The organism is Aeromonas sp. S18(2024), assembly GCF_041402525.1.
Taxonomy (GTDB): Bacteria; Pseudomonadota; Gammaproteobacteria; order Enterobacterales; family Aeromonadaceae; genus Aeromonas; species Aeromonas enteropelogenes.
In genome coordinates this window covers 477867-499766 of sequence record NZ_JBGLQV010000002.1, presented here as the reverse complement: position 1 = coordinate 499766, position 21900 = coordinate 477867, and the positions used below count along the sequence as shown (strand labels likewise).

Sequence of the window (21900 nt, the reverse complement as noted above, 5' to 3'; positions counted from 1 at the left end):
GCTCGAATTTCTTGAACTTTTATTGATGAAATAAGGCATAGCTCAGGTTATGCCTTGGAGTGACCCGATGCCACATGATGAAATGAGTGCAACTGAAGGCGAGTATGTCGGTAAAGATCAACCGGACGAGCAGGCCACATCTGTTACCCATATCACTAACAATGTGCTGATCCAGCAGATGGATGTGTACCCTGGAAGTAAGCCAAGTGGTGATGAGAACATTCCTGAGCACGGTTTGATATCCGGTTATCCGTTCGCAGGGGCAGCAGATGAGTTGGCACAGTATGCCAGTATGGATCTCGATGCTCGCCTGAATCGCTATTTCAAAGGCAAAGTGGTGCGCAAGGATCTGACCAAACAGCTCAAGGAAGGGGCAAATGTCCCCGTCTATGTCCTGGAATATTTGCTCGGGATGTATTGCGCCTCTGATGATGATGAGGTAGTGCGCGAAGGGTTAGAAAACGTCAAGAAGATCCTGGCCGAGAACTATGTGCGTCCCGACGAGGCAGAGAAGGTCAAGTCACTGATCCGTGAGCGTGGCAGCTTCAAGGTGATTGACAAGGTGGGGGTCAAACTCAATCAGAAAAAGGATGTCTACGAGGCGCAGCTCTCCAATCTCGGCATCAAGGATGCGGTAATCCCGGCCAATATCGTCAAGCAAAACGAGAAACTGCTGACCGGCGGGATCTGGTGCATCATCACCCTCAATTACTTCTATGAGGAAGGGCAGAAGATCTCGCCCTTCTCAATTTTTACCCTGAAGCCGATCCAGATGCCCTCCATGGATATGGAGGAGCTGTTCGCTGCGCGTGCTTATTTCAATACCGATCAGTGGCTGGATGTGTTAATCCGCTCCATCGGCATGGAGCCGACCAACTTGCAGCAACGGGTCAAGTGGCATCTGCTGACCCGGATGATCCCCTTTGTTGAAAACAACTACAACGTATGTGAGCTGGGGCCGAGGGGGACGGGTAAAAGCCATGTCTATAAGGAGTGTTCACCCAACTCCTTGTTGGTCTCCGGTGGGCAGACAACGGTAGCTAACCTGTTTTACAACATGAGTTCGCGCCAGGTTGGTCTGGTGGGCATGTGGGATGTGGTGGCTTTTGATGAGGTGGCGGGGATCACCTTCAAGGATAAAGACGGCGTACAGATCATGAAGGATTACATGGCCTCTGGATCCTTCTCCCGTGGTCGTGATTCAATCGAGGCAAAAGCCTCCATGGTCTTTGTCGGCAACATCAACCAGAGTGTCGAGACCCTGGTCAAGACCAGCCATCTGCTTGCACCGTTCCCGGAGGCGATGATCGATACAGCCTTCTTCGATCGTTTTCATGCCTATATCCCCGGTTGGGATATTCCCAAGATGCGGCCAGAATTTTTCACCAACAACTATGGCCTGATCACCGATTATCTCGCCGAGTATATGCGCGAGATGCGTAAGCGCAGTTTCTCCGACGCCATCGATCGTTACTTCAAGCTGGGCAACAACTTGAATCAGCGTGATGTGATCGCCGTTAGGCGTACTGTGTCTGGGCTGTTGAAGTTGCTCCATCCACATGGTGTGTTTGATAAAGAAGATGTGCGCCGCTGTTTGACTTATGCGCTGGAACTGCGTCGACGCATCAAGGAGCAGCTCAAGAAACTTGGTGGTATGGAGTTTTTTGATGTGCATTTCAGCTACCTCGATAATCAGACCTTGGAAGAGTTCTTTGTCAATGTGCCGGAACAAGGTGGCAGCCAGTTGATCCCGGAAGGATTGGGTAAGCCCGGGGTGGTGCATATGGTCACCAAGGGCGGGGCAGGGCAATTGGGCCTTTATCGCTTTGAAACCCAAATGACACCTGGCAATGGCAAGCATTCAACCTCAGGCCTGGGTTCCAATACGCCAGCGAAGGAGGCGATCCGGGTCGGTTTCGATTACTTCAAAGGCAACCTGAATCGGGTCAGCGCAACGGCCAAGTTCTCCGAGCATGAGTACCATTTGCATGTGGTCGAGCTACATAACTCCGGCCCCAGCACCAAAACTAGTCTGGCCGCGCTGGTAGCGTTTTGTTCCATTCTGATGGGCAAGCCGGTGCAGGAGCAGATGGTAGTGCTGGGTGACATGACGCTAGGCGGTGTGGTCAATCCGGTTGAGGATTTGGCTGGCAGTCTGCAACTGGCAATGGACAGTGGCGGAAAACGGGTATTGTTGCCGATGGCGTCAGCCTCGGATATTCCAACCGTACCGGCGGAGATCTTCTCCAAGTTTCAAATCAGTTTTTATGCTGATCCGGTAGATGCCGTCTACAAGGCATTAGGGGTTCAGTAGTCAGCCAAAAAAAGAAGTATCAGGTAGGGTGAGCTACATGCTCACCCTCTGCCTCAGATTCATATTTTCGTGGCTTGAACATTACTGCATTCCTGCCGGTAGACATCCAGATAGAGATATCCGTAGCTGGCTTTGGGATTGGCCAGACACACCCATTCCCCTTGCTGCAACGTCACCAATTTATCTTGGTCACTCAGTAGTTCTCCTTGTTGAAAGAGCTTGCTAAGGCGCTCAATAAAACTCGGTATAACGGTATCAATGTCGGTGAGCCATTGCTCGTCAGCATCTCCATAGACGCCGCAGCGATCCCAAAGCAGGGAAACCCTGCTTCGTTCAACAATTGCACGTGCGCCAAAACGTGGTTGAACTTGGGTGTGTAATCCCCAACTCCCTATGGTTCCCATTTTCTGTGTACTCCTAATGATGGTAAGTCGTTGTAGAGCTCACTGCTGGCCATGCCTTCTTCCTCCATGGGCTCCCTGACCGGCGTGGCAGTTACAAATTCCCTCGTTCTGCCAGCGACACCACACCCTCAGTACCGACGACCAGATGATCCAAAATCCGGATATCCACCAGTGCCAGGGCATCCTGTAAGCGCAGGGTGATCTCGATATCTGCCCGGCTGGGTTCCGGGTATCCCGACGGGTGGTTATGCACCAGCATCAGGGCGGCAGCATTGTGGTGCAGTGCTCGCTTGACGACATCGCGGGGGTAGACGGTCGCAGCGGACAGGGTGCCAAGGAACAGCTCCTCGTAGGCCAGGATCCGGTGCTGGTTATCGAGGAACAGTGCTGCAAAAACTTCGCGGTCTCGTGTTTGCAGCAGCCCTTGCAGGGCCTTATGGGCCAAGTGTTTATCGGTAATAGCTTCTCCCTTGGCCAGTTTCTGCCGGGCAACGGCTTGGGAGATGGTGAGCAGGTCATCGTCGGTGACAAGGTCAGTCACCCGGTAGGTGCCGGGGGTCTCCCCGGCGATCAGTTTGTGATGCAACATGATTGTGCTCCATACGCCATCGCCCCACCGAGTGGGGTGCGGCAGGGTAGGCGAAGTAGTTGGTTAATGAGTTACTGAATGGGGTGTGACCGCAGGCTTGGTTGGCAGTTTTCAGGCTGCCAAGGTGTGCGGGGTGTAGTCGTGCAGCGGAATGTGGTAACTGGTGGCTAGTAGGGTGCCGAACTGGGTTAGCCAGCGGTGATCCGGGTGATCGCACAGCCATTGCGCCAGTCTGTCACCCCGTTCGTTTTCATAGCGTAGGTAGAGGGCGTTACCGGCCACCGGCTGGCCTTGGTCATGCACTGCTTCAATCTGACCATTGTGCTCAAGATAAGCCTCCAGCTCGATGGCGATCACGGTGTTAATCATCCTTATTCTCCTGTTGCTGAATAGGGTCACTCTCTACCCGATAGCCGCGATGAATGCAGATTCGCTGCAGGTCGCTCAGAAAGTTGGCCAGCACGCGGGGCTGCTCGCTGAGCGGCACCGGCCCTGCTTGGCAATGCCAGAAACAACTTCGCTTGGGGTCAATGCAGATCTCATCGACCGGCTGGCTCATGGTGTGCCAGTCCTCGGCATTGGTGAGGGAGAGCAGTTGCCACTGCATCCCGGACCAACGCACTTGCAGGGTGACGGTGCGGGCTAGTGGGCTCTCCGGGGTCAGGTGCAGCAGCCAGCGTTGACCACTGCGGATGGGGGTTAGCTTGGAGCTTGTGGCGACTCGTCCCAGCCACTGACGTGTATAGTGGGAGATCGCTAATTCTTGGCTCATCGTTACCTCCTAATCTCCTGCGACCGTGACGCTGAAGCATTCCAACCGGCAGTAGGCAATGAAGTTGCTTTGCCAGATGTTGTACAATTCCCGCGCTTCGGCCAGCCGCAGAGGCCCCCAGCCCAGCATGGTGTGTTCCCCATTGAGGAAGTTGAAATCGAGCTCCTTGCAGAGCTCGGCATCCTGGTCAAGCCCTTGGTAGCTAAAGTCGGTGACGTAATCGAACAGCCAGCCATCGAGCCCACGGATCAGGCGGATCTCGACTGGGTGCACGCCGCCTTGCTCGGCGCTGTAGTCGGGATTGCGAAAGTTGAAGGTCAGTTGGGTTAAGCGCTCGATATTGAGCTCGGTTTTAGCGACTTCCTGGTCGAGCAGAACCAGCAATGCTTGGGCAACGGGCAGGGCAAAGCCGTCCCGGAAAAAGGGAATGGTCATGGTGTTTCCTCATTGAGTTCAAGCAGGGGGGAGCCCCCTGCTTTTGCTTTGAAGTGATGGGTCAGTCGTTTAACCAATCCCACAGCTTGCTGACGCCATAGGCTGCGACGGCACCCACGGCAAGGGGTGCTAACAATGGGGCTGTGGCAATACCGGTCACCGATACTACCGTTGCAGTTGCGCCACTACCGCCAGCTGTTGTGGCTAGTGTGCTGGCAGCAAGTCCTGCCGTTGCACTGGTGGCCGCCTTATCTAACGTGTGACGAGCGACTTCGGCAGCCACCACCGTTGCTACAGCGGTCTGCAGCAACCTGGGGGGGCGCACAAGCCCTTCGATGCACCAGGTAACAAACTGCTCGCTATTGGTAAATGGTTGACCTTGTGCACCTTCGCTGAGCCGTGCGTAGGCCCGCGTCAGGCTTTCCTCTCGACTGAACAGGCGTTGAGCATGGGGTTTGACCTCAATAGCGCAGTGCTGACTGAATTGAGCCAACGAGGTCAGCGCCAGTAGGTCTGAGTGCTTTCCTGAAGCGGATGGTAGACAGTGAATGACCTGGTCATGGCCAACAAAGATGCCATGATGGTGGCCTTCAGACTGTGGTGTTACCAAGTGATCGCCGATAATGAAATGTCGTGTCATGGAGTGATGATCCTCATCAAGAGTTGGAAATGAAAAAGGGCGTCACCGTTACGGTGACGCCCTTTGGCTTTGTTTTTCCTGAGCGGGCTAATTGCCGCCAACGGTTATCTTCAGTGGTTGATGAAACTCGGGGGTGAAGGTGGAAACTGGTAGCCGAGTGACTTGGTTGTGAGCGAGCACCTCGGTTGCCTGAATGATGGCGATGGACTTGACCTGCTCTACCTGTCCGCAGTCAACTTCCGTAAAGCCACCGCCATAGCGTGTAGCGGAGCTCCCGCCGAACGGTTCAACTTCCAGCGTTGATTCGGCCAGCGCTTTGCCCTTCTTGTCATTAAATTGCAACGTGATATACAAATGACCAAACTCATCTGCGCCACCACTATCTAAAGAGAACTGGTACGAACAGATGCCTTGGTTAGCGTAAATAGTGTCGGTGTGCTGGATAGCGAGGTAACGCTGTTCCTGAGCATTGCAGACCCCAGCGGTGAATATCAGTGTTGAAGCCAATAAGTAGCGATTCATGTCTTTCATGACAAAACTCCACATTGTTATTTCTCCCATTGTATAACTACTCGCGCCCATACCTGAATATTTCCTTTCCATTATGAAAACCAACCAAGTCATCATCACCTTTATATTTTTTGTTTGGTTGGAATTTAACTATGGTGCCAGGTCGACACATGTCCTTCATTGAAATGTTGAATTTTTCATCTGGTGTAATTGTCAAGCCAAAGGATTTTTTCTGTAGATAGTTTGGAGATGTTATCCAGCCCCACATGCCAGCTTCACAACTATCAAGAGGTTGACTGCGAACAATTATCATGGAGAGATTACTGATTTCTGTTGCGATACATTTACCTTGTTGCCTATAATCCTCGTTACACCAAAATGACGTTCCTGTTTTTTCTATTACTTTCGCAGGCAGTACACCAGTGAATGGCGCTGATGCCCACAGCAATGGACTTCCTGACATAAGCATCATAAATAAAGGTAGTATTGATTTCTTCATGGCTCTTAAACCTGGATATTTTAAAGTGGTTCGGCTTAGCTATAGCCCATGCCAGTGAATCAAAGAAAGTGCATGATGCGGAAAATTAGCAATTCCCGTTTCGTCGACAAAGCTCTTTCAATGTTTGCTCGCCAACCCATTGCTTTAGTTTTTTATCTTCTGCAGCTTGTTTAGCTTTAATTGCGTTAAGTTGACTGTTGTTGACGCAATTCTCTGGCAAGGTTTTTAGCACAACAGCTTCAATAGGTGGGGGCAATACATCTGGGACTGGCCATGGATTGGTACGTTCAATCTCAAGTATTCTTCCAGAATCGACGATGGAAACATAGCAGCCTTTACCCTCATCAACACCCTGATAAGTAACCACGATATCTGAATAGTCGCCACTGCGCGCTTTGAATGAAAGATAGGTCAGCGTCTTTTCTTTTTTGTCAGCCAAGAAGTATGGACTTCCTGATACCTTTCGTAAAAATGCATATTTAGTCCATGGGTATTGATTTATTATTTCACCTTCCCATCGAAGTGCGCGACTCATTTTTTCATCATCAAAATTGTCAGCGGAACGCCAGCCATCAGCTTTCATATCCCCCCAGTCAGTGTATGTTGCTGTGATTTTGGCTGATTTCACTGAACTAGCTAAGTATGCTGCATTAACTGAAGTCGCCGTGAGCAGTAGGCTACTTGATAAAATAATAATCTTTAGTGTTTTATTCATTTCTACCCTCTATTAATACTGGTTGATTTAGCGCCTGGTTGCCTTGATTTTTGAGGATGCGCTGCACACTGGAAACACTTATTCCTGTGCGTTTGGCAATTTCAGTTCTGGGAAGTCCCTTGGCAATCAGAGCAAGAACTTCATTGCCTTTTGCCATAGCAGTCGGTTTGCGTCCTTTATAAACGCCTCGGCGCTTGGCTAATTCAATACCTTCAGCCTGCCGCTCCAACATCAACTCTCGCTCGAAGGTAGCGATAGCACCGATCATGGTGAGCATTAACTTGCCGGTAGGCGTTGAAGTGTCGACCCCCAGATTTAAAATGCGCAATGCAACCTGTTTGTGCTGTAGAAGTTCAGATATTTCCAATAGGTGACGAGTATTGCGAGCCAGACGATCCAGCTTGGTAACCATCACCACATCCCCCTCCTTCACATAATTCAACAGGAGAGCAAGTTGCGGCCTATCATCACTGGCACCGCTAACTTTCTCCTGGAAAAGTTTATTGCATTCGGCCAGCGCTTGAAGCTGAACTTCCAGGCTCTGACCTCCCGTACTAACACGTGCGTAACCTACCAGTGCCATGGTCTCCTCCCGGTCAATAGGGCAAGGTACACTGACCCCCATGGTCAAAAGTCTCGAAGAGACCTTCTTGACCTGAAAATGGAGGGAAATAGTTGAAATGAGTGCCGATTTCGTGAGTGTCACTAGGGCTTGATCTATTGACCCCAAACCAGCGATGGGGAGAAATAACGGGACGCTTTGTGATAAACGTCCCATCGTGATGGGTAGCAGAATATTGCGCTACTGATTGATTTGATTGGATGTAACAAGATGCCAACGTAAGTTATTGGCTTTGTGGCTCAGGCGTAAGCGGTGAAGGGGCCGCGTTTTTACCCAGTTTACTGGTCAGGGGCGAGGAACGAGGGTGGAGGCGTTTTGGTGCTGTTGTGGTTGCCAAAGGCTGTGAGGTGGAAGATGACGCTATCATTTCTTGCTCGGGATAGAACTCCTCCAGTAACACCGGCACCTCTTCATCGATATCTTCAAATTGGCCGTTACGCAGCAGCTCGCGAGCGGCTTGCTCCATCTGGTTGATGGCCAAGCCTGCCTCCTGGTCACGCTGGGCTGCCTCCAGAGCCTGTCTGACGGCCTCGGTCAGATTGGTCTCTTCCCGCAAGGTTAAATCCACGTAGTAGACCGGTGTGCGGTAGGACTGGGTGGTGCTCTTGGCTCGCAACCGCAAGGTGAGCGGCAGATAGCGGGTCAGGCCACCACTCACTGCCTCCAGATACTTCAGCCGCGCTGCTAAGGTACGCACCGAGTTGTAGCCGGTGGTGCGAAAGATAAAGCTGCCCAGTTCATCCACTTGCCCCTCCACAAACAGGTTCAGTCGCCCGTGCAGCTTGCAGCCCTGTTGCCCTGCAAAGGCGCAGCGCTCTGGTCCAGAGCAGCTGACTTCCTCCATGCCTTGCCCCCCCACGCGTCTCGCCACCTCCCCATTCCCGACACAGAGCGGCCTGCCGGTTTGCCGATCAAACGCGCTGTATTCCGCCCGCAAGTTCAAGTCGCTATCGTTGAACAGCACCCGTACTGGAATGGCGCGGATCTTGGCTTGCTCATGCCCCTGTGCAAACTGTTGATGGAGAGGGTGGAGCAACCAGCCCCCTTTCTGCTGTACCTGAGTGGTGAGGGTGAAGCTGTCGTCTTTCTCCGGTACCCACTTATCTTGTTTTTGCACCAGCTTGCCGATGCAGATCCGCCCGATCACGGGCGGGGTGATCGCCAGTCCTTTGATCATGGTGTTTGCCTCAAGGGTTGAATGGTGAAACGGCGCACGCCGGGTACCGGTTTAACGTAACGGGTGAGCAGGTCAGGATGATCCTGACCGAGCTTATCGAGATCCGGTGCTAGCCGGTCTTTACTGCGCTTCCAGGTGATCTTGCCATCGGCAAACAACCCGGCTGTCGCTTCACCCAAAGTGGCTTGCAGCCGCTGTTTGAGTTGTGACTCTTGTTGCTCGACAGCTTCCTTTTGCTGACGCAAGCGCAGTAGCTCCCTAAACAGCTGGTTAAACTCGGGAGAATCGGAGAGATCCACCGTCTGGCCATAGTCACGCGGAAACAGCCAGCTCAGGGCATTGGCGGCATCACTGGAGCCGTCAGGCTCAGGCTGCTGATCTTGTTGCACCATCTGCCAGAACTGCGCTTCCCGCTCGGTGAGATCTTGGATCTTCTCCTCATCACGCTCAATGCGATAAATCCGAAAATCCTGGCCGCCGATCAGCACTGCCACCTCAGCCCAGGCATGGCCGGTAACAGCCAGCTGATGCAGTACCTGACACTGGTAGGCCACCGGTACCCCTTCCTCCCACTGGAGTGCACTGTGATAGCTGGCGGTCTTGATCTCCAGAATGCCCGGCCCATCGGGATGGCCGACTACCTCCCGGTCGAGGTTGGCGAGCATGAAGGGTTGCTCGGGGTGTTGCAGTACCGCATTGACCCGGCGCACCTTATAGCCGGTGCGTTTGGCATAGACCTGCGCCATCACCGGTTCGAGCTCGATGCCCCACAGCACCGCTTCCTTGTGGGAGATATCTTCCGGCTCCTTGCGACCAGTCTTCTCCAGCCACAGGCTGAGCGGGCATTTGTAAGGGGAGAGGCCTACAGCCACGGCAGCATCGGAGGAGCCAATGCCGAGTTTGCGGATAGCGAGCCACTGGTCGCGGGTTAATTGGGTCGTAGAGGCCAGCCGCAGGGCTTGGCCATATTTGGCTTTTGCTTTCATGACGACTCCTTGTTGACGGCATAAATGGCTACGCCCGGATTGGCTTGTGCCAGTCCGGGTGCGTTCGTTATGCGGTTTGAATGGGGAAGAGGAATTACTGCAGCAGAGTGAGTGCCTGATTCAAGGCTTGGGATTTGAGTTGGGCACCCTGACCGAACCAGGCGGAATCGAGCCGGTGATCCTGGCTGCGGGCACGGCGGTGGTGATCCACGTATTCAGTGACCGCATTGACCAGCCCCCAGGCGGTATTGCGGGAGCTCGTAAGTTCTGAGCCCATGCCTGCGCCCTGATAGAGCTCATGCAGTCGTTGTACCGGCTTGGTGAGAATGATGTTCTCCTCATCGAGCGGTTGCGCCAACAGATCGCTGAAAAAGCGCAGCGCCTCTTCGGGGGCGACGGGCCGCTGTGCCAGCGCCTTGGTCTGTGCCTTGAACTCATCCCAATGGGAGAGCCCCAGCCCGAGCGACTCTTTGACGGTCGCCGCATCGAACTGAGTGGAGTGGGGTACCTTGATGGCTCCGGTAGCGCTGCGCAGTGCCATCTGCAGGGTGTTGTTGCAGACTACTCGCAGCGAGGTGAACTGCGCCGTGGTGCAGAGCGTGCCGTCGCAACTGGTCGCCAGCAGTAGATAGGACTTTACCAAGTCATTGCCTTTGAGTTTTAGATCCTGGCCGGTCTTAGCCAGTGCCCACAGCTTGCGGCCACCTTTGAGCGAGCCTGCTGTTTCCAGCTCAAAGCCACCGGCTTCCACTAGGTCTTGATAGAAGTGCAGTACCTCATGAGGCTGTACCACGTTGTAGCGACTTGAGACCACCGACAGGGGGGCAAGGGTATCGGAGCGATAAAGTACCTTGCTGTCGCTGTAGGGGCGGATATGTAGTGCATCGGAGGCGACGTTAAACATCACGTCGCTCTGCTCGATGGTCCAATCCATCCCGGCTGCCTGTAGCCAGATATCGAGAGATTGTTGCGGGGGTAAAACATTGCCAAGGCCATGCCAGGGCGTTTGACCGGTGTAGGCCATCGTATCGATCAGGTGAGCCATGAGAAATCTCCAATGAAAAAGGGACTGCACAGAGCAGTCCCTTGGGTAGGTTCATGGAGGTAATATATATCTGAAATCAATTCAAATGAGACTTATTTGCTTCTCTGATTTCTAGCTATGGAATGCGCGCTGTGGTACCCCGTGTGGTACCCCAGGCCAAAAATGACCAAGGGGTTAGCACCATGATGATGCTAACCCCTTGTTTTGTATGGCGCTCCCGACTGGAGTCGAACCAGTGGCCTGTCCCTTAGGAGGGGACCGCTCTATCCTACTGAGCTACGGGAGCCTTGTGGCGGGCATTATACAAGAAGCCGCTCCCTTTTAAACCCTTGATTCTTATTCCAATACTGCCAAGTCCCCGTTCTGGATGTTGAATGGCGAATATTTGTTCTGGCTGCTGATGATGGCGCCATCGTCGAACACCTGCACTACTTCGAACAATCCTGCGGCCGGGTTGCGCATCATGCGCGACTTGCCGTAAGGGTCGATGAAGTCGGCGTTGTGCTGGACGCGGAACTGATCCCCCAGCTTGACGCCGTTGCGCCTGCCCAAATTGATGTAGGGGCCCCGTTCATTCTGGCCGACGATCCGGGCGGTGACGGGGGCGCAGCTGAGCTGGCTGACCAGATCCTGCGCCGCCTGCTGCAGCTGGTAATTGACCTCCTGGCCGTAGCTCGATTGCCAGAACTGGCCACCGCTGCTGCCCACCTGTGCCCGCTTGTCAAAGGTCCAGGTGGCGCGGCCCTGATACTCCTTGCGGCTGAGCAGGGTGCCGTTGATACCGTCGAACAGATAGAGCTGCATGCGAAAATTGCGCACCGGATCTTCAAACCAGCTGGTCAGCTGGTTGCCCTGGGGTTCGATGGAGAGGTCGTCGATGCTGCCGAGCACCAGATACTGGCTGTCGGTGCGCAGGCTTAGCGCCTTGATCTCCTCAAGGGCGCTGCGGTCCCCCTGTTGCAGATGAAGCGGGTCGATGCGCAGGTTCTCGTCCAGCCACTGGCGCACGGCCACCCCTTGCGGGGCGTTGGCCAGGTTTTCGAACATGCGCCGCGACAGATTGGCGGGCATGTCGTCGAGGGCGCCATAGCTCGCCTGGTCCGGATTGCGCATGCGCAGTCTGACCAGCGTCAAATCCTTGGCATAATGCTGGGTCTGGCAGATTTGGCGTTCCGCCTGAATGTCGGCCACCAGGGTGATGTACATGCGGCCGTTGCGCACCTCTTCCCGCTTGAGCCGGTATTGACGGATATCGCCGCCGGAGCGGATCTGGATCTGCTCGGATCGCAGGCTGCCATTTTCCAGGCGCTGGATGCTGGAGACGGCGGCGCCACTCGCCAGCAGCGCCTGACGCAGGGCATCGCGGGTCGCCTGCTCGCGGGCATAGGCTTCATCCCCCAGAATGGCGGCGCTGCCCTGGGCTTCAATAAGCTCGGCATGGGCGCTCAGGCTGGCCAGCAGCAGGGTCAACAGCAGCGGTAATTTCATAACAGATACCTTGAAGAGGCGGGCAGAGGGCATTGTTTGATGCAATGGCGTCACTGGCCGACATAATTCACAACACGGGTTCGCCCTCTGCGCGGTGCAGGGACGATAATTAAAAAGCAAGATCCATGCCTCATTCCCGGCTCAAGCTTTGCGCCGGTTGTCCGATAACAAGTCAGGTGCAGATACAGGAACAGGTATCCATGAACAAACTCATCACGGCGTTGGCGCTCGCCCTGGCATTGACCGGGTGCGGCTCCGACCCCATCAATCGGGATCTGGGTGATCCCCGGCAGGCGGCAAAGGGGATGGAACTCAACTGGCTGGTGGCCCGCATGACCGATCAGCTGATGGAGCGCAAGTCTCTTACCACCCTGACCGAGCCCATCGCGGTGGCTTCTTTTGTCGATCTCGATACCCTGCAGGACACCAACTGGATGGGCCGGCAGATCGAGGAGAGCTTTATCTACGAGCTCAACCGTCGTGGGGAAGTGGTGGTGGACTTCAAGTTGACCGGCAGCATCAAGGTGACCCCCCAAGGGGATTTCGTGCTGAGCCGCAACTACAAAGAGCTCTCTTCCCGTCTGCCCATCTCCCGCATCCTGGTCGGTACCTTCAGCCGCAACAAGCAGGGGATCCTGGTCAACGCCCGCATCATCGACATGCGCACCAAGATGGTGGAAACCACGGCCCAGAGCCTGGTGCCGCAACAATATCTGGTCGGTGCCAACAATTCGTTTGGCCGGGCCTCCATCAACCGCGGTTATCTGATGCGGGGCAGCCAGGTCGGCCCCAGTGGGCATCTGGTCAACCTGACCCCGTAAGGAGCGAGTCATGAAGATCCTGTTTGGTTGCCTGCTGGCCCTGATGCTGGCCGGTTGCAGTGGCAATCGGGTGGTGGATTACACCCAGGGCGGCAAGCCCGATGATTTTCCCGTGCTCAAGGCGGTCGGCTATGCGGTGATCGATATCCAGCCCGGCCCTTCCCAGTCCGAGAAGATGTTGCAGGCCATCCGCGCCTCCAAGATGGATGCCTACCGCGAGCTGGCCGAGCAGCTCAACGGTCAGCAGGTACGGGCCCACAGCAGCTACAAGGACTTGACCCAGACTTCAAACGCACTGGATGTGTCGGTGGCCGGCATGGTGCGTGGTGCCCGGGTGGTGGCCACCTATCCGCGCGGCAACACCTATGCTACCGAGATGGAACTCGATACCCGCGCCCTCTACAACATCAACCAGCTGATGGCGGGCCAGTTCTGACTCCTCTTTGGGCAGACATAGGTTGAAGTGGCAAAACAAAAGGCGAACATGATGTTCACCTTTTGTTGTTTTGATGCTCTGTCAGGCCAATCAGCTGCCCAGCAGCACCGGCGGCACAGTGGTCGGTTTCACGTCTTCGCTCGGGTAGCAGCCCAGTACCTTGATATAGCGGGTGATCTTGGTCAGCTCCACCAGGGCTGCCTGCATGGCCGGGGTCTGCAGGTTGGCGGAGACATCCAGGTAGAACATCTCTTCCCACGGGTTACCCTGCACCGGACGGGACTCCAGCTTGGTCATGTTGATCTCGTGGCTGCGCAGTACCAGCAGCGCCTCTACCAGGGAGCCCGGTTTCTGGGAAGTGGACATGATGAGGGTGGTCTTGGCCGGGATCTGGGGCGCCACGTCGATGGGTTTGCGCGCCACTACGATGAAGCGGCTGTAGTTCTCCTTCTGGTTGGCCAGCTGTTCGGCCAGCACGTCGAGGCCATAGAGCTCACCGCCGGCAGCGCTGCCGATGGCCGCGGCCTCGGGGCTTGCCAGCTCCTTCACCTTCATCATGGCGCTGGAGGAGGAGTCGCAGATCTCGTGGCGCGCTCCTTCCAGCTTGCTGAGGTAGTGGGAGCACTGCTGGAACACCTGCGGGTGGGCATAGAAGGTCTTGATGCGTTCGATCTCGGTCGGCACGGCGGTGAGGATGCAGTGCTCGATGGGGTAGGTGAGTTCGCCGACGATGGAGAGGCTGGTGTGTTGCATCACGTCATAGACTTCGTTGATGGAGCCCGAGCTGGTGTTCTCGATGGGCAGCACGCCGAAGGCTGCGCGGCCCGATTCCACCGCATCCAGCACCTCGCGAAAGTTCTGGCAGTTCACCTCGATCACCTGATCCTTGTAGCGGGCCAGGTACTTGCGGGCGGCGAGGCTCGAATAAGAGCCGCGTGGTCCCAGGTAAGCGACACTGGTCATGGGCTCCTGCTGCTCCGGGTTGAGCAGGCTCTGCAGATAGGCCTGCTGGGAGAGCACGGAATCCTCGATGATGGTGTGGTAGATGCGAGTGATGTACTGGGCATCCAGGCCAAGCTGACGGCCCTGCTGGATCAGGGCGACCAGCAGATCCTGCTCGCGCTGGGGATCGCGAATGGGGCGCGGGTTGGCCTGCTTGGCCCGGGCAACCTCGATGCTGAGGGTCTTGCGTTTTGCCAGCAGGGCAAGCAGCTCCTGATCCAACCGGGTAATGTCTTGTCTGATCTCGTCGAGCGTTGCCATGATTGTTCCCTGTCCAAGTAATTATTTGATATATATGCAAAAAAAAGCCTCCACAGGGGAGGCTCGATTCGTCTTTGCTTTCTGTTCACGAGAGCTGTTTACAGGACGATTTAGCCTTCCCTCAAGCGGGCCGGATAAACGAGAAAGCAAAGAAGAATAGGGTTTGCATGGTCATAATCCTCATTGTAACGCCTTAACCATTAAGGGATTTGGCGGTTTGATGCAAGTAAAACTTGCCCGCGGAACGGGAAGGGGGCAGGGTATCCGGTGACGCGAATGGGCGTGTCCGAGAGTGGTTTGGCTCCCTCTGGTCCATTTCGCACGATGCGGGAGAGATACGGTATGGCCATTATTTTTGATCTGGGACGTGTGGTGGTGAGCTGGGATCCGGTTGCCATCGTCAGTTCGGTCCGTGGACCCTTGGAGGCCGAACGGCTGGCACAGCAGTTGTTTGAACATCCGGACTGGCAGGAGGTGGACAGAGGGACCCTGTCATTGCACACCATGGCTCGCCGGGCCGAGCCGCGCACTGGCCTGAGTGCGACCGACAACCTCGCCATTTTGCAGGCGGTACCGTCCTCCCTCAAGCCGGATCCCGCTATGCTAACCCTTATAGAGGAGCTGCACGGCGCGGGGCACAGCCTCTACGCCCTCTCCAACATGGGGCACGCCAGTATCGACTGGCTGGAGCAACATGAGGATTTCTGGCGTTTTTTCAGTGGCAAGGTGGTCTCTGCCCGAGTGCGCATGATGAAACCCGAGCCGGATATCTACCGCTATCTGCTGGTGTCGTTCGATCTTGCACCGTCCGATTGTCTCTTTATCGACGATACCCCGGCCAACGTGACTGCCGCCGAGACGCTCGGGATCCGGGGCATGGTGTTTTGCGATGCGGCGCGCTGCCGGCAGCAGCTGGTTGAACAGGGCTATTTGCCCGCAACAGACAAGGGGTAACCCCCTTTTGGGAGCCTTATGGAGCATGGCCGGTTTCGCAACTGGTTGAGTCACTACCCGCAGGCGACGCTGATCATCGCCTGTCGGGATGGCAGTGGCTACCAGCTGTGCGTCGAGGCGGAAGGGGAGTGCCAGTGCCTGACCGACAGTGAGGGGGGTTCCCTGACTTTCACTTCCCTTGAGCAGGCTGAGGGCTTCTTGCGAGCCCATCAGGTACATCAGGCCAGATTGCGGATTTATGACACCCATGGAGAGGATATGGTGCTCCAATCGCAGGAGATCGTCATAAAGTTTTGAATTTAACCGGACTCTTTAAGGGTCTATTCAGCTAATTGTCAGCACAATAATCCATCTTTTTACCATCCGGAGCTGTTTTAATGGATGCCAATGTTGTTGTGCTGAATCAAGGATACGATCAGGCGTTTCAGGCCAGGGAACAGCAGTTGATCGATCAGTTGTCAGCCTATGATGATCTGGTTATCTCCTTTTCAGGCCGGTTGGAATCCTGTTACTGTATCGATTTGTGCCGGGCCAGCGGCGTCCGGATCCGGGCCATGATCATGGATACCCCCACCCGCAGCCGCAGCGAAGTATCCCGTGCCATCCGCTATTGCCGGCGTTATGGCATAGACCACTGGATCGTCAAGACAGATGAGATGATCTTCTGCGATCAGTTGTCGCAACTGGACGAGATCATCGATCCCGTTCGCCGTCTTTGTGAACACAGGGCTACCCATCCAGAGTGGGCGACTCTGCCATTCCTGCTGCCGGGGACGGCGGAGGAGCGGGCCGGGTACATAGAGATGTTCGGCTCCATCCCGGAAGACACCATCTGGCTGATGGCCGATCATGGTTTTACCAAAAGAGACGTGCGCTACGGCTTTAACAAACGCCAACTGGATGGTCTGGGCAAGGGAGGCAATGGCTGCCTCAGCCACCGTTTTGCCCACCCCAGCCAGTTGCAGCCGCACCATTTGCGCATGGTCGATCAGGCGGAGCAGATACTGGCCGATATGGGGTTCGACGAGGCCCAGGTCTTCTTTCATATCCTCTGCGATGGCCGTGAACTCACCTGCAACAGTGGGCCAACCCTGGCCAGGGTACGTCTGCCCGAGCATCAGCGGGCCCGTGCATTCGACATGCAGCCGGACATTCTGCAGGCCCTCAAGGGAACCCTGTTCGATCTGGTCACCCTGGATATGGTGCCTCACGAACGCCACGAGCTGGCGATTTAGTCCGGCGAGGGCGTTGCCAGCTCGCCCGGAGAACGTGAGCCCCGTCATAGGCAAGGCGTGACAGTAGTGTTTATACTGTCGCCCTTTCAATGATATCGAGTCCCGACCCTATGAAATCTTTGTCCCGTCTGCTGGTTGCCCTGTGCCTCACTCCTGTGCTGGCACAGGCGGCTCCTCTCTCTCAGGTGACCCTGCCCGATGGGCGCCAGGTCCAGCTCAATGATGACTTCACCTGGGAGTATCTGGTGGTCAAGCAGGCTGAGCCCGTCAAGGGGAGCGAGGCGGTTGCGAAAGCCGGCGCTGTGGTGGCGGTGGCGGCTCCCGTGCTGACCGAGCAGGCCAAGGCCCATCCCGAGCTGCTCTCCCAGGCGGTCCGCGATGGCATCATGGTCAAGCTGGACAAGGTTGAGGGCATGGATCCCATGGCGCTGAGCTTTCAGATCAGCAACACCGGCACCCGTAATGTGGTCGGGGTGCGCGGCTGGGTGACGCTGTTCAGTGCCGACGGGGTACAGCTGCAGCGTCAGGAGGCGCGTTTCTGGGTCGCCGAGAACCGCCTGCCGGAGACTTATCTGCGCAAGGGACAGGTACGTCCGGCACGTGGTCTCGAGATGTCGCGTCCGGCCGGGCTGACGGGAGAACCCTTGGTGCGTATCGAAATCGACGAGGTGGTTTTCCGCTGATCCCCTGATCTCCTGACCCGGCTCAGTTGGTCCGGGTCAGGGCAGATGTTGCCGCCGTCATCACCTGCAATATCTGCTTACATCTGACATGGTTTGGCAACAGCTTGCCGCTCGGCATTGCCGCCGCCTGTTTGCACAATGACTCCATACCAGCTCTGACGAGCTTACCCATGGAGTCAATCACATGAACAAAACTGCAATCTATCTTCTGGTCCTGGCCGGCTTCGCCTCTACCTCCGCACTGGCACAGGATGCGTTCAGCTACGCCAAAGGGTCGGCGACCTGGGCACACACCAAGTCCGACTACCTCAACGGCAAATCCAGCAACGACAGCAAGGGAACCCGTGATTTCGGCGGCCTGAGCCTGGATCTCTCCAAGAGCTTCGGCTCCAACTTCTACGGCCGTGCCGGCACCGAATTTACCTCCCGCAACAATGGCAACGACAGCATGTCCATCTCCAGCGTCGGTGTCGGTGTGTTCACCCCCTTGAGCAGCGGCCTCAACCTCTATGGCGAGACAGGTTTGACCGGCTACCGCCTGGAGCGAGAGCTGGCCCATGATGTCAATGGATGGGATGCGGTCGCTCGCAAGGATAGCGGCAGCATGTACGGGGAAGTGGGTCTGCGTTACGACATCGGCAATGTGGAGCTCTCCACCGCCTATCGTTACGCCAACATGACCGATGATATGCACGACTTCAAGGTGGGTGGTGCCTACAAGTTCAACCAGAACTGGGCCCTGACTGCCGATTACACCTACCGCAACTGGGATCTGCAAAAAGGTTCCATCTCCAGCCTGGGTGTGAAGTACAGCTTCTGATGCGATGAACTCCGTAGTGTCTTTGATGTTTGCCCATGGCGATGACCATGGGCTTTTTTTTGTCTGATGATGCTCCCTTGCTTGTTCCTGTGCCGTATCGGTTTGCAGTAGTTGTACAACTTCCTTTTTTTTGTATAACTGCTATAACTGAATCAAGGCTTATACAAGGGGTGCCATCATGTACAAGATTAAAGTCGGGATCAGTGCTTGCCTGCTGGGACAGGAGGTGAGGTTTGACGGGGGCCACAAGCGCTCCAGTTTCTGTGAACGGGATCTTGGGGCTCACTTTGACTATCACCCCGTCTGCCCCGAGATGGCCATCGGCCTGGGTGCTCCTCGCGCCGCCATCCGGCTGGTCAAGCGTCATGGCGAGATACGCGCCGAGGCGAGCAACGGCAGCTTCGATGTCACGGAGAAATTAATTGCTTTCAGCGAGCAGAAGGCGCGCCAGCTCGACTTCATCTCCGGTTATATCCTCTGTGCCAAATCTCCCAGCTGCGGCATGGAACGGGTCAGAATTTATGGCGCCAACAACGAGGGGAGCGCCAAGGAGGGGGTCGGCCTGTTTGCCAAGGCATTGATGGAGGCCAACCCCCTGCTGCCGGTGGAGGAGGATGGCCGGTTGTGCGACCCCATCCTGCGGGAGAACTTCGTGCTGCGGGTGTTTGCCTATCACGATTGGCAACAGCTCTGCGCGCGCGGACTCAGCGCCGCCGCCCTCATCCGCTTTCACTCCCGCTACAAGTATCTGGTGCTTTCTCACGCCACCACTCACTACCGCGCCCTCGGACAGCTGCTCGGCAATCTGGGCAAGGCCAATCTGGAGGAGGTGGCCGGGCGCTACATCAAGGGGCTGATGGCGGCGCTGACCTTGAGGGCAAACCGGCGCAGCCACACCAATGTGCTGATGCACCTGCAAGGCTACTTCAAGCGGGTGCTGACCCCGGCCCAGAAGCAGGAACTTTGCGACACCATCGACAAGTACCGCACCGGTATTTTTCCGCTGCTGGTGCCGCTGACCCTGATCCGCCACTACCTGCGGGAGTATCCCAATCCGTATCTTGCCGAGCAGGTTTACCTCAATCCTCATCCCGATACGCTCAAGCTGCGTTACGGGTTATGAATGCCGTGTGAAGGTCCCGGCAGCTGGCCGGGGCCTCTCTCCCAACCTTTGATGGACGTCGTTATGTCTGATTTACCGCAAACCGCTTCCCCTTTGCCTGATGAGGGGATCTACCCCATCCGTGAGGTTTCCCGCCTCACCGGCGTCAATGCCGTCACCCTGCGTGCCTGGCAGCGTCGTTACGGTCTGGTACAGCCGGCCCGCACCGAGAAGGGGCACCGCCTCTACAGCGAGCAGGATATCCGCCAGATTGGCGAGATCCTGAGTTGGCTGGAGCGGGGGGTGAGCATAGGGCAGGTCAAGGGACTGTTGAGCGAGCCCCACTCCCAGCCGGTGAGTGATCACTGGCAGCAGACTCTGGAGCAGTTCAGTCAGGCACTGCTCGCCTTCAACCAGCGCAAGGCGGAGGCGCAGCTCAATGATCTGCTGGCGAGTTATCCCTTCGAGCTGGTGCGCAGCCGGGTGCTGCAACCGCTGGTGGAGCGGCTGCTTGGCCTTTGGCGCGAGCGGCCCGATGGCGAACTGTTGCAACAGGTGTGGTTGGGCTGGCTGCATACCCGCTTCGCCCGCCATCTCATTGAACAGGAGAAGGGCGTCCCTACCACCCTGGCGAGCTGGGGGCAGGTCGGGCCCCTCGATCTGGTCTGGGCGGCCTATGAGCTGATTGGCCTGGGTTACGAGGTACAACTGCTGGGGGCGGTCGAACCTCGCCATGTCGCTCTGCTCGAGGGGCGATCCACTCCCCCCTGGCTGGTGCTGCTGGGGGCCGGGCTTGGCAAGCAGGAGCTGGCCACCGGGTGGCCCACCGGCACCCGCTTCTTTGGCGAGCTGGGGCGCCTCTATGACGGCGACTGGCAGGCCGCTCACGGTTGGAAAGCCACTCTGGGTGAGGCAATAGCGGATGAGGCTGTCGTGGGGACCACCAGCGGGCGCGGGAGGCAAAAGTCATGAAACTGGTCTGGTTTCGCAACGACTTGCGCCTTGCCGACAACCCGGCCTTGCGTCATGCCTGTGCCGGCGATGAACCGGTCGCGGCGTTGTTTATTCTCTCACCGACCCAGTGGCAAGCACACAAGCTGGCCCCCGTTCGCCAGCGTTTCATCCTGGCGCAGGTCGATGAGCTGGGCCGCGAGCTGGCGGCGCTCGGCATCCCGCTCCATTTGCTACGGGTCGAGACGTTTGCCGAAGTGCCGGCGGCGTTGGTTAACTTAAGTCGCGATCTGGGGGTGACCCGGCTCTACGCCAATCAGGCCATCGAGATCGATGAGCAGCGTCGGGATCGGGCCGTCAGTGCCGTGCTGGCGGAGCAGGAGATTGCTTGCCACTGGTTCAACGGCTGCTGCGTGCTGCCGCCCGGGCGGGTGTTGACCGGCTCGGGGGAGATGTTCAAGGTCTATACCCCCTTCAGCCGCGCCTGGCTCAAGGCCCTCGAGGAAGATGGCTTTGTCATTCACCGCGCTCCCGAGCCGCGCGGTGCATCACTGCCGTGGCAGCCGCTGGCCAAGCGGGAATTTGTCGATGCCACCCTTGGCGAGCTGACACCGGATCCTCGCTGGCCGGTGGGGGAGGCCGAGGCGCAGCGTCGTCTGAACACCTTCCTTGATGAGGCGGTGCTCGACTATGGCGAGACCCGGGACTTTCCGGCCCTGGCGGGCACTTCGGTGCTCTCCCCCTATCTGGCGGCCGGTATCATCAGTCCGCGCCAGTGCGTAGGAGCACTGCAACAGCGGCTCGGCTATCGACCCCAGTCAAAGGCGCAGCCCGGATTTGTCTGGCTCAACGAGCTCATCTGGCGCGAGTTTTATCGCCATCTGCTGGTGCTGATCCCAAGCCTCTCCATGAATCGCCCCTTCAAGTCGGAGACGGCGGCCCTGCCGTGGAGCTGGGACCCGGATGCCTTTGCCGCCTGGTGCGAGGGACGCACCGGCTACCCCATCGTCGATGCGGCCATGCGCTGCCTCAATGCTACCGGCTGGATGCACAACCGGCTGCGGATGATAGTGGCGAGCTTCCTCACCAAGGATCTGCACATCCACTGGCGGCTCGGGGAGGACTACTTCATGAGCAAGCTGATAGACGGCGATCTGGCGGCCAACAACGGCGGCTGGCAGTGGGCGGCGGGCACTGGTGCCGATGCGGCCCCATACTTTCGGGTATTCAACCCCACCACCCAGGGGCAAAGATTTGATCCACAAGGGGAGTTCATTCGTACCTGGGTCACTGAACTGGCCGATCTGCCCGCCGCCTATCTGCACCAGCCTCACGACTGGCTGCGGCTCAAGGGACGGCAGGATTATCCGGCCCCCATGGTGGATCACGCCATCGCCCGGGTGAGAGCCATCGAAATGTTTCGCTTCCTGGAGAAATAA

General features: G+C 56.7%; 26 protein-coding genes, 1 tRNA gene and 1 other annotated feature. Of the genes, 11 read left to right on the top strand and 16 right to left on the bottom strand.

Going from position 1 to position 21900, the window contains the following annotated elements; genetic code table 11:
* The first annotated feature begins 67 nt into the window (after positions 1–67).
* Positions 68–2314: a protease Lon-related BREX system protein BrxL gene (brxL, locus tag ACB034_RS05500; RefSeq protein ID WP_279981747.1), complete on the top strand. Its 2247-nt coding sequence runs from the start codon at positions 68–70 to the stop codon at positions 2312–2314.
* A gap of 59 nt (positions 2315–2373) precedes the next feature.
* Here the strand turns inward: brxL and ACB034_RS05495 are convergent, their stop codons facing one another.
* The 15 genes from ACB034_RS05495 to ACB034_RS05425 form a co-directional block, all read right to left on the bottom strand.
* Positions 2374–2718, bottom strand: a complete 345-nt coding sequence (locus tag ACB034_RS05495; RefSeq protein WP_279981746.1) for a type IV toxin-antitoxin system YeeU family antitoxin — start codon at positions 2716–2718, stop codon at positions 2374–2376.
* A 91-nt stretch (positions 2719–2809) separates the two neighbouring features.
* Positions 2810–3307: a DNA repair protein RadC gene (radC, locus tag ACB034_RS05490; RefSeq protein WP_279981745.1), complete on the bottom strand. Its 498-nt coding sequence runs from the start codon at positions 3305–3307 to the stop codon at positions 2810–2812.
* 111 nt (positions 3308–3418) lie between these two features.
* Positions 3419–3676, bottom strand: a complete 258-nt coding sequence (locus ACB034_RS05485; protein WP_040096576.1) for a hypothetical protein — start codon at positions 3674–3676, stop codon at positions 3419–3421.
* On the bottom strand, positions 3669–4079 hold the full coding sequence (locus ACB034_RS05480) for a hypothetical protein (RefSeq protein ID WP_279981743.1): 411 nt from the start codon (positions 4077–4079) through the stop codon (positions 3669–3671). The genes ACB034_RS05485 and ACB034_RS05480 overlap by 8 nt, the downstream gene beginning before the upstream one ends.
* 9 nt (positions 4080–4088) lie before the next feature.
* Positions 4089–4514, bottom strand: a complete 426-nt coding sequence (locus tag ACB034_RS05475) for a DUF2787 domain-containing protein (protein WP_371172288.1) — start codon at positions 4512–4514, stop codon at positions 4089–4091.
* A 61-nt stretch (positions 4515–4575) separates the two neighbouring features.
* Positions 4576–5154: a lecithin retinol acyltransferase family protein gene (locus tag ACB034_RS05470; protein WP_371172287.1), complete on the bottom strand. Its 579-nt coding sequence runs from the start codon at positions 5152–5154 to the stop codon at positions 4576–4578.
* Positions 5155–5241: 87 nt separating this feature from the next.
* Positions 5242–5685, bottom strand: coding sequence for an IrmA family protein (locus ACB034_RS05465; protein WP_279981738.1), 444 nt, complete (start codon positions 5683–5685; stop codon positions 5242–5244).
* A gap of 37 nt (positions 5686–5722) precedes the next feature.
* Positions 5723–6163, bottom strand: coding sequence for a hypothetical protein (locus ACB034_RS05460; protein WP_279981737.1), 441 nt, complete (start codon positions 6161–6163; stop codon positions 5723–5725).
* A gap of 85 nt (positions 6164–6248) precedes the next feature.
* The gene (locus ACB034_RS05455; protein ID WP_279981735.1) at positions 6249–6878 is read right to left on the bottom strand and encodes a hypothetical protein; all 630 of its coding nucleotides are present in this window, start codon (positions 6876–6878) and stop codon (positions 6249–6251) included.
* The gene (locus ACB034_RS05450) at positions 6871–7461 is read right to left on the bottom strand and encodes a recombinase family protein (protein ID WP_279981733.1); all 591 of its coding nucleotides are present in this window, start codon (positions 7459–7461) and stop codon (positions 6871–6873) included. Before ACB034_RS05450 ends, ACB034_RS05455 begins: the two co-directional genes overlap by 8 nt.
* A 262-nt stretch (positions 7462–7723) precedes the next feature.
* Positions 7724–8677 (bottom strand): hypothetical protein, encoded by a 954-nt coding sequence (locus ACB034_RS05445; protein ID WP_371172286.1) that lies wholly within the window; start codon positions 8675–8677, stop codon positions 7724–7726.
* Positions 8674–9663: a YqaJ viral recombinase family protein gene (locus ACB034_RS05440; RefSeq protein ID WP_371172285.1), complete on the bottom strand. Its 990-nt coding sequence runs from the start codon at positions 9661–9663 to the stop codon at positions 8674–8676. The genes ACB034_RS05445 and ACB034_RS05440 overlap by 4 nt, the downstream gene beginning before the upstream one ends.
* A 94-nt stretch (positions 9664–9757) precedes the next feature.
* On the bottom strand, positions 9758–10708 hold the full coding sequence (locus ACB034_RS05435) for a DUF932 domain-containing protein (protein ID WP_016349805.1): 951 nt from the start codon (positions 10706–10708) through the stop codon (positions 9758–9760).
* 209 nt (positions 10709–10917) lie between these two features.
* A tRNA-Arg gene (locus ACB034_RS05430) sits at positions 10918–10994 on the bottom strand.
* Positions 10995–11044: 50 nt separating this feature from the next.
* Entirely contained in the window at positions 11045–12196 is a 1152-nt protein-coding gene (locus ACB034_RS05425) for a flagellar assembly protein FlgT (protein WP_371172284.1), read from the bottom strand.
* A gap of 200 nt (positions 12197–12396) precedes the next feature.
* Between ACB034_RS05425 and ACB034_RS05420 the strand changes: the two genes are divergently transcribed.
* Together ACB034_RS05420 and ACB034_RS05415 are read left to right on the top strand one after the other, a co-directional pair.
* Positions 12397–13017: a FlgO family outer membrane protein gene (locus tag ACB034_RS05420; protein ID WP_371172283.1), complete on the top strand. Its 621-nt coding sequence runs from the start codon at positions 12397–12399 to the stop codon at positions 13015–13017.
* Between the two features lie 10 nt (positions 13018–13027).
* Positions 13028–13453: an LPP20 family lipoprotein gene (locus ACB034_RS05415; RefSeq protein ID WP_042028052.1), complete on the top strand. Its 426-nt coding sequence runs from the start codon at positions 13028–13030 to the stop codon at positions 13451–13453.
* A gap of 90 nt (positions 13454–13543) precedes the next feature.
* On the opposite strand, the gene pheA is transcribed toward ACB034_RS05415, so the two are convergent.
* Entirely contained in the window at positions 13544–14716 is a 1173-nt protein-coding gene (pheA, locus tag ACB034_RS05410) for a prephenate dehydratase (protein WP_026457150.1), read from the bottom strand.
* A 38-nt stretch (positions 14717–14754) separates the two neighbouring features.
* Positions 14755–14889 (bottom strand) — a sequence feature (Phe leader region).
* Between the two features lie 169 nt (positions 14890–15058).
* Between pheA and ACB034_RS05405 the strand changes: the two genes are divergently transcribed.
* From ACB034_RS05405 to phrB, 8 genes are all read left to right on the top strand, one after another.
* Complete coding sequence (locus tag ACB034_RS05405) at positions 15059–15670, top strand: HAD family hydrolase (RefSeq protein ID WP_371172282.1); 612 nt, start codon at positions 15059–15061, stop codon at positions 15668–15670.
* An 18-nt stretch (positions 15671–15688) separates the two neighbouring features.
* Entirely contained in the window at positions 15689–15967 is a 279-nt protein-coding gene (locus ACB034_RS05400) for a DUF6482 family protein (protein ID WP_026457152.1), read from the top strand.
* An 80-nt stretch (positions 15968–16047) separates the two neighbouring features.
* Positions 16048–16905 carry a hypothetical protein gene (locus tag ACB034_RS05395; RefSeq protein ID WP_371172281.1) on the top strand — a complete coding sequence of 286 codons (858 nt, stop codon included), beginning with the start codon at positions 16048–16050 and terminating at the stop codon, positions 16903–16905.
* 110 nt (positions 16906–17015) lie between these two features.
* Complete coding sequence (locus tag ACB034_RS05390) at positions 17016–17588, top strand: DUF3157 family protein (protein ID WP_371172280.1); 573 nt, start codon at positions 17016–17018, stop codon at positions 17586–17588.
* 184 nt (positions 17589–17772) lie between these two features.
* Positions 17773–18408, top strand: coding sequence for an outer membrane beta-barrel protein (locus tag ACB034_RS05385; protein WP_371172279.1), 636 nt, complete (start codon positions 17773–17775; stop codon positions 18406–18408).
* 178 nt (positions 18409–18586) lie between these two features.
* The gene (locus tag ACB034_RS05380; RefSeq protein WP_371172278.1) at positions 18587–19531 is read left to right on the top strand and encodes a YbgA family protein; all 945 of its coding nucleotides are present in this window, start codon (positions 18587–18589) and stop codon (positions 19529–19531) included.
* Positions 19532–19594: 63 nt separating this feature from the next.
* Positions 19595–20482: a MerR family transcriptional regulator gene (locus tag ACB034_RS05375; RefSeq protein ID WP_371172277.1), complete on the top strand. Its 888-nt coding sequence runs from the start codon at positions 19595–19597 to the stop codon at positions 20480–20482.
* Positions 20479–21900, top strand: a complete 1422-nt coding sequence (gene phrB, locus ACB034_RS05370; protein ID WP_371172276.1) for a deoxyribodipyrimidine photo-lyase — start codon at positions 20479–20481, stop codon at positions 21898–21900. The genes ACB034_RS05375 and phrB overlap by 4 nt, the downstream gene beginning before the upstream one ends.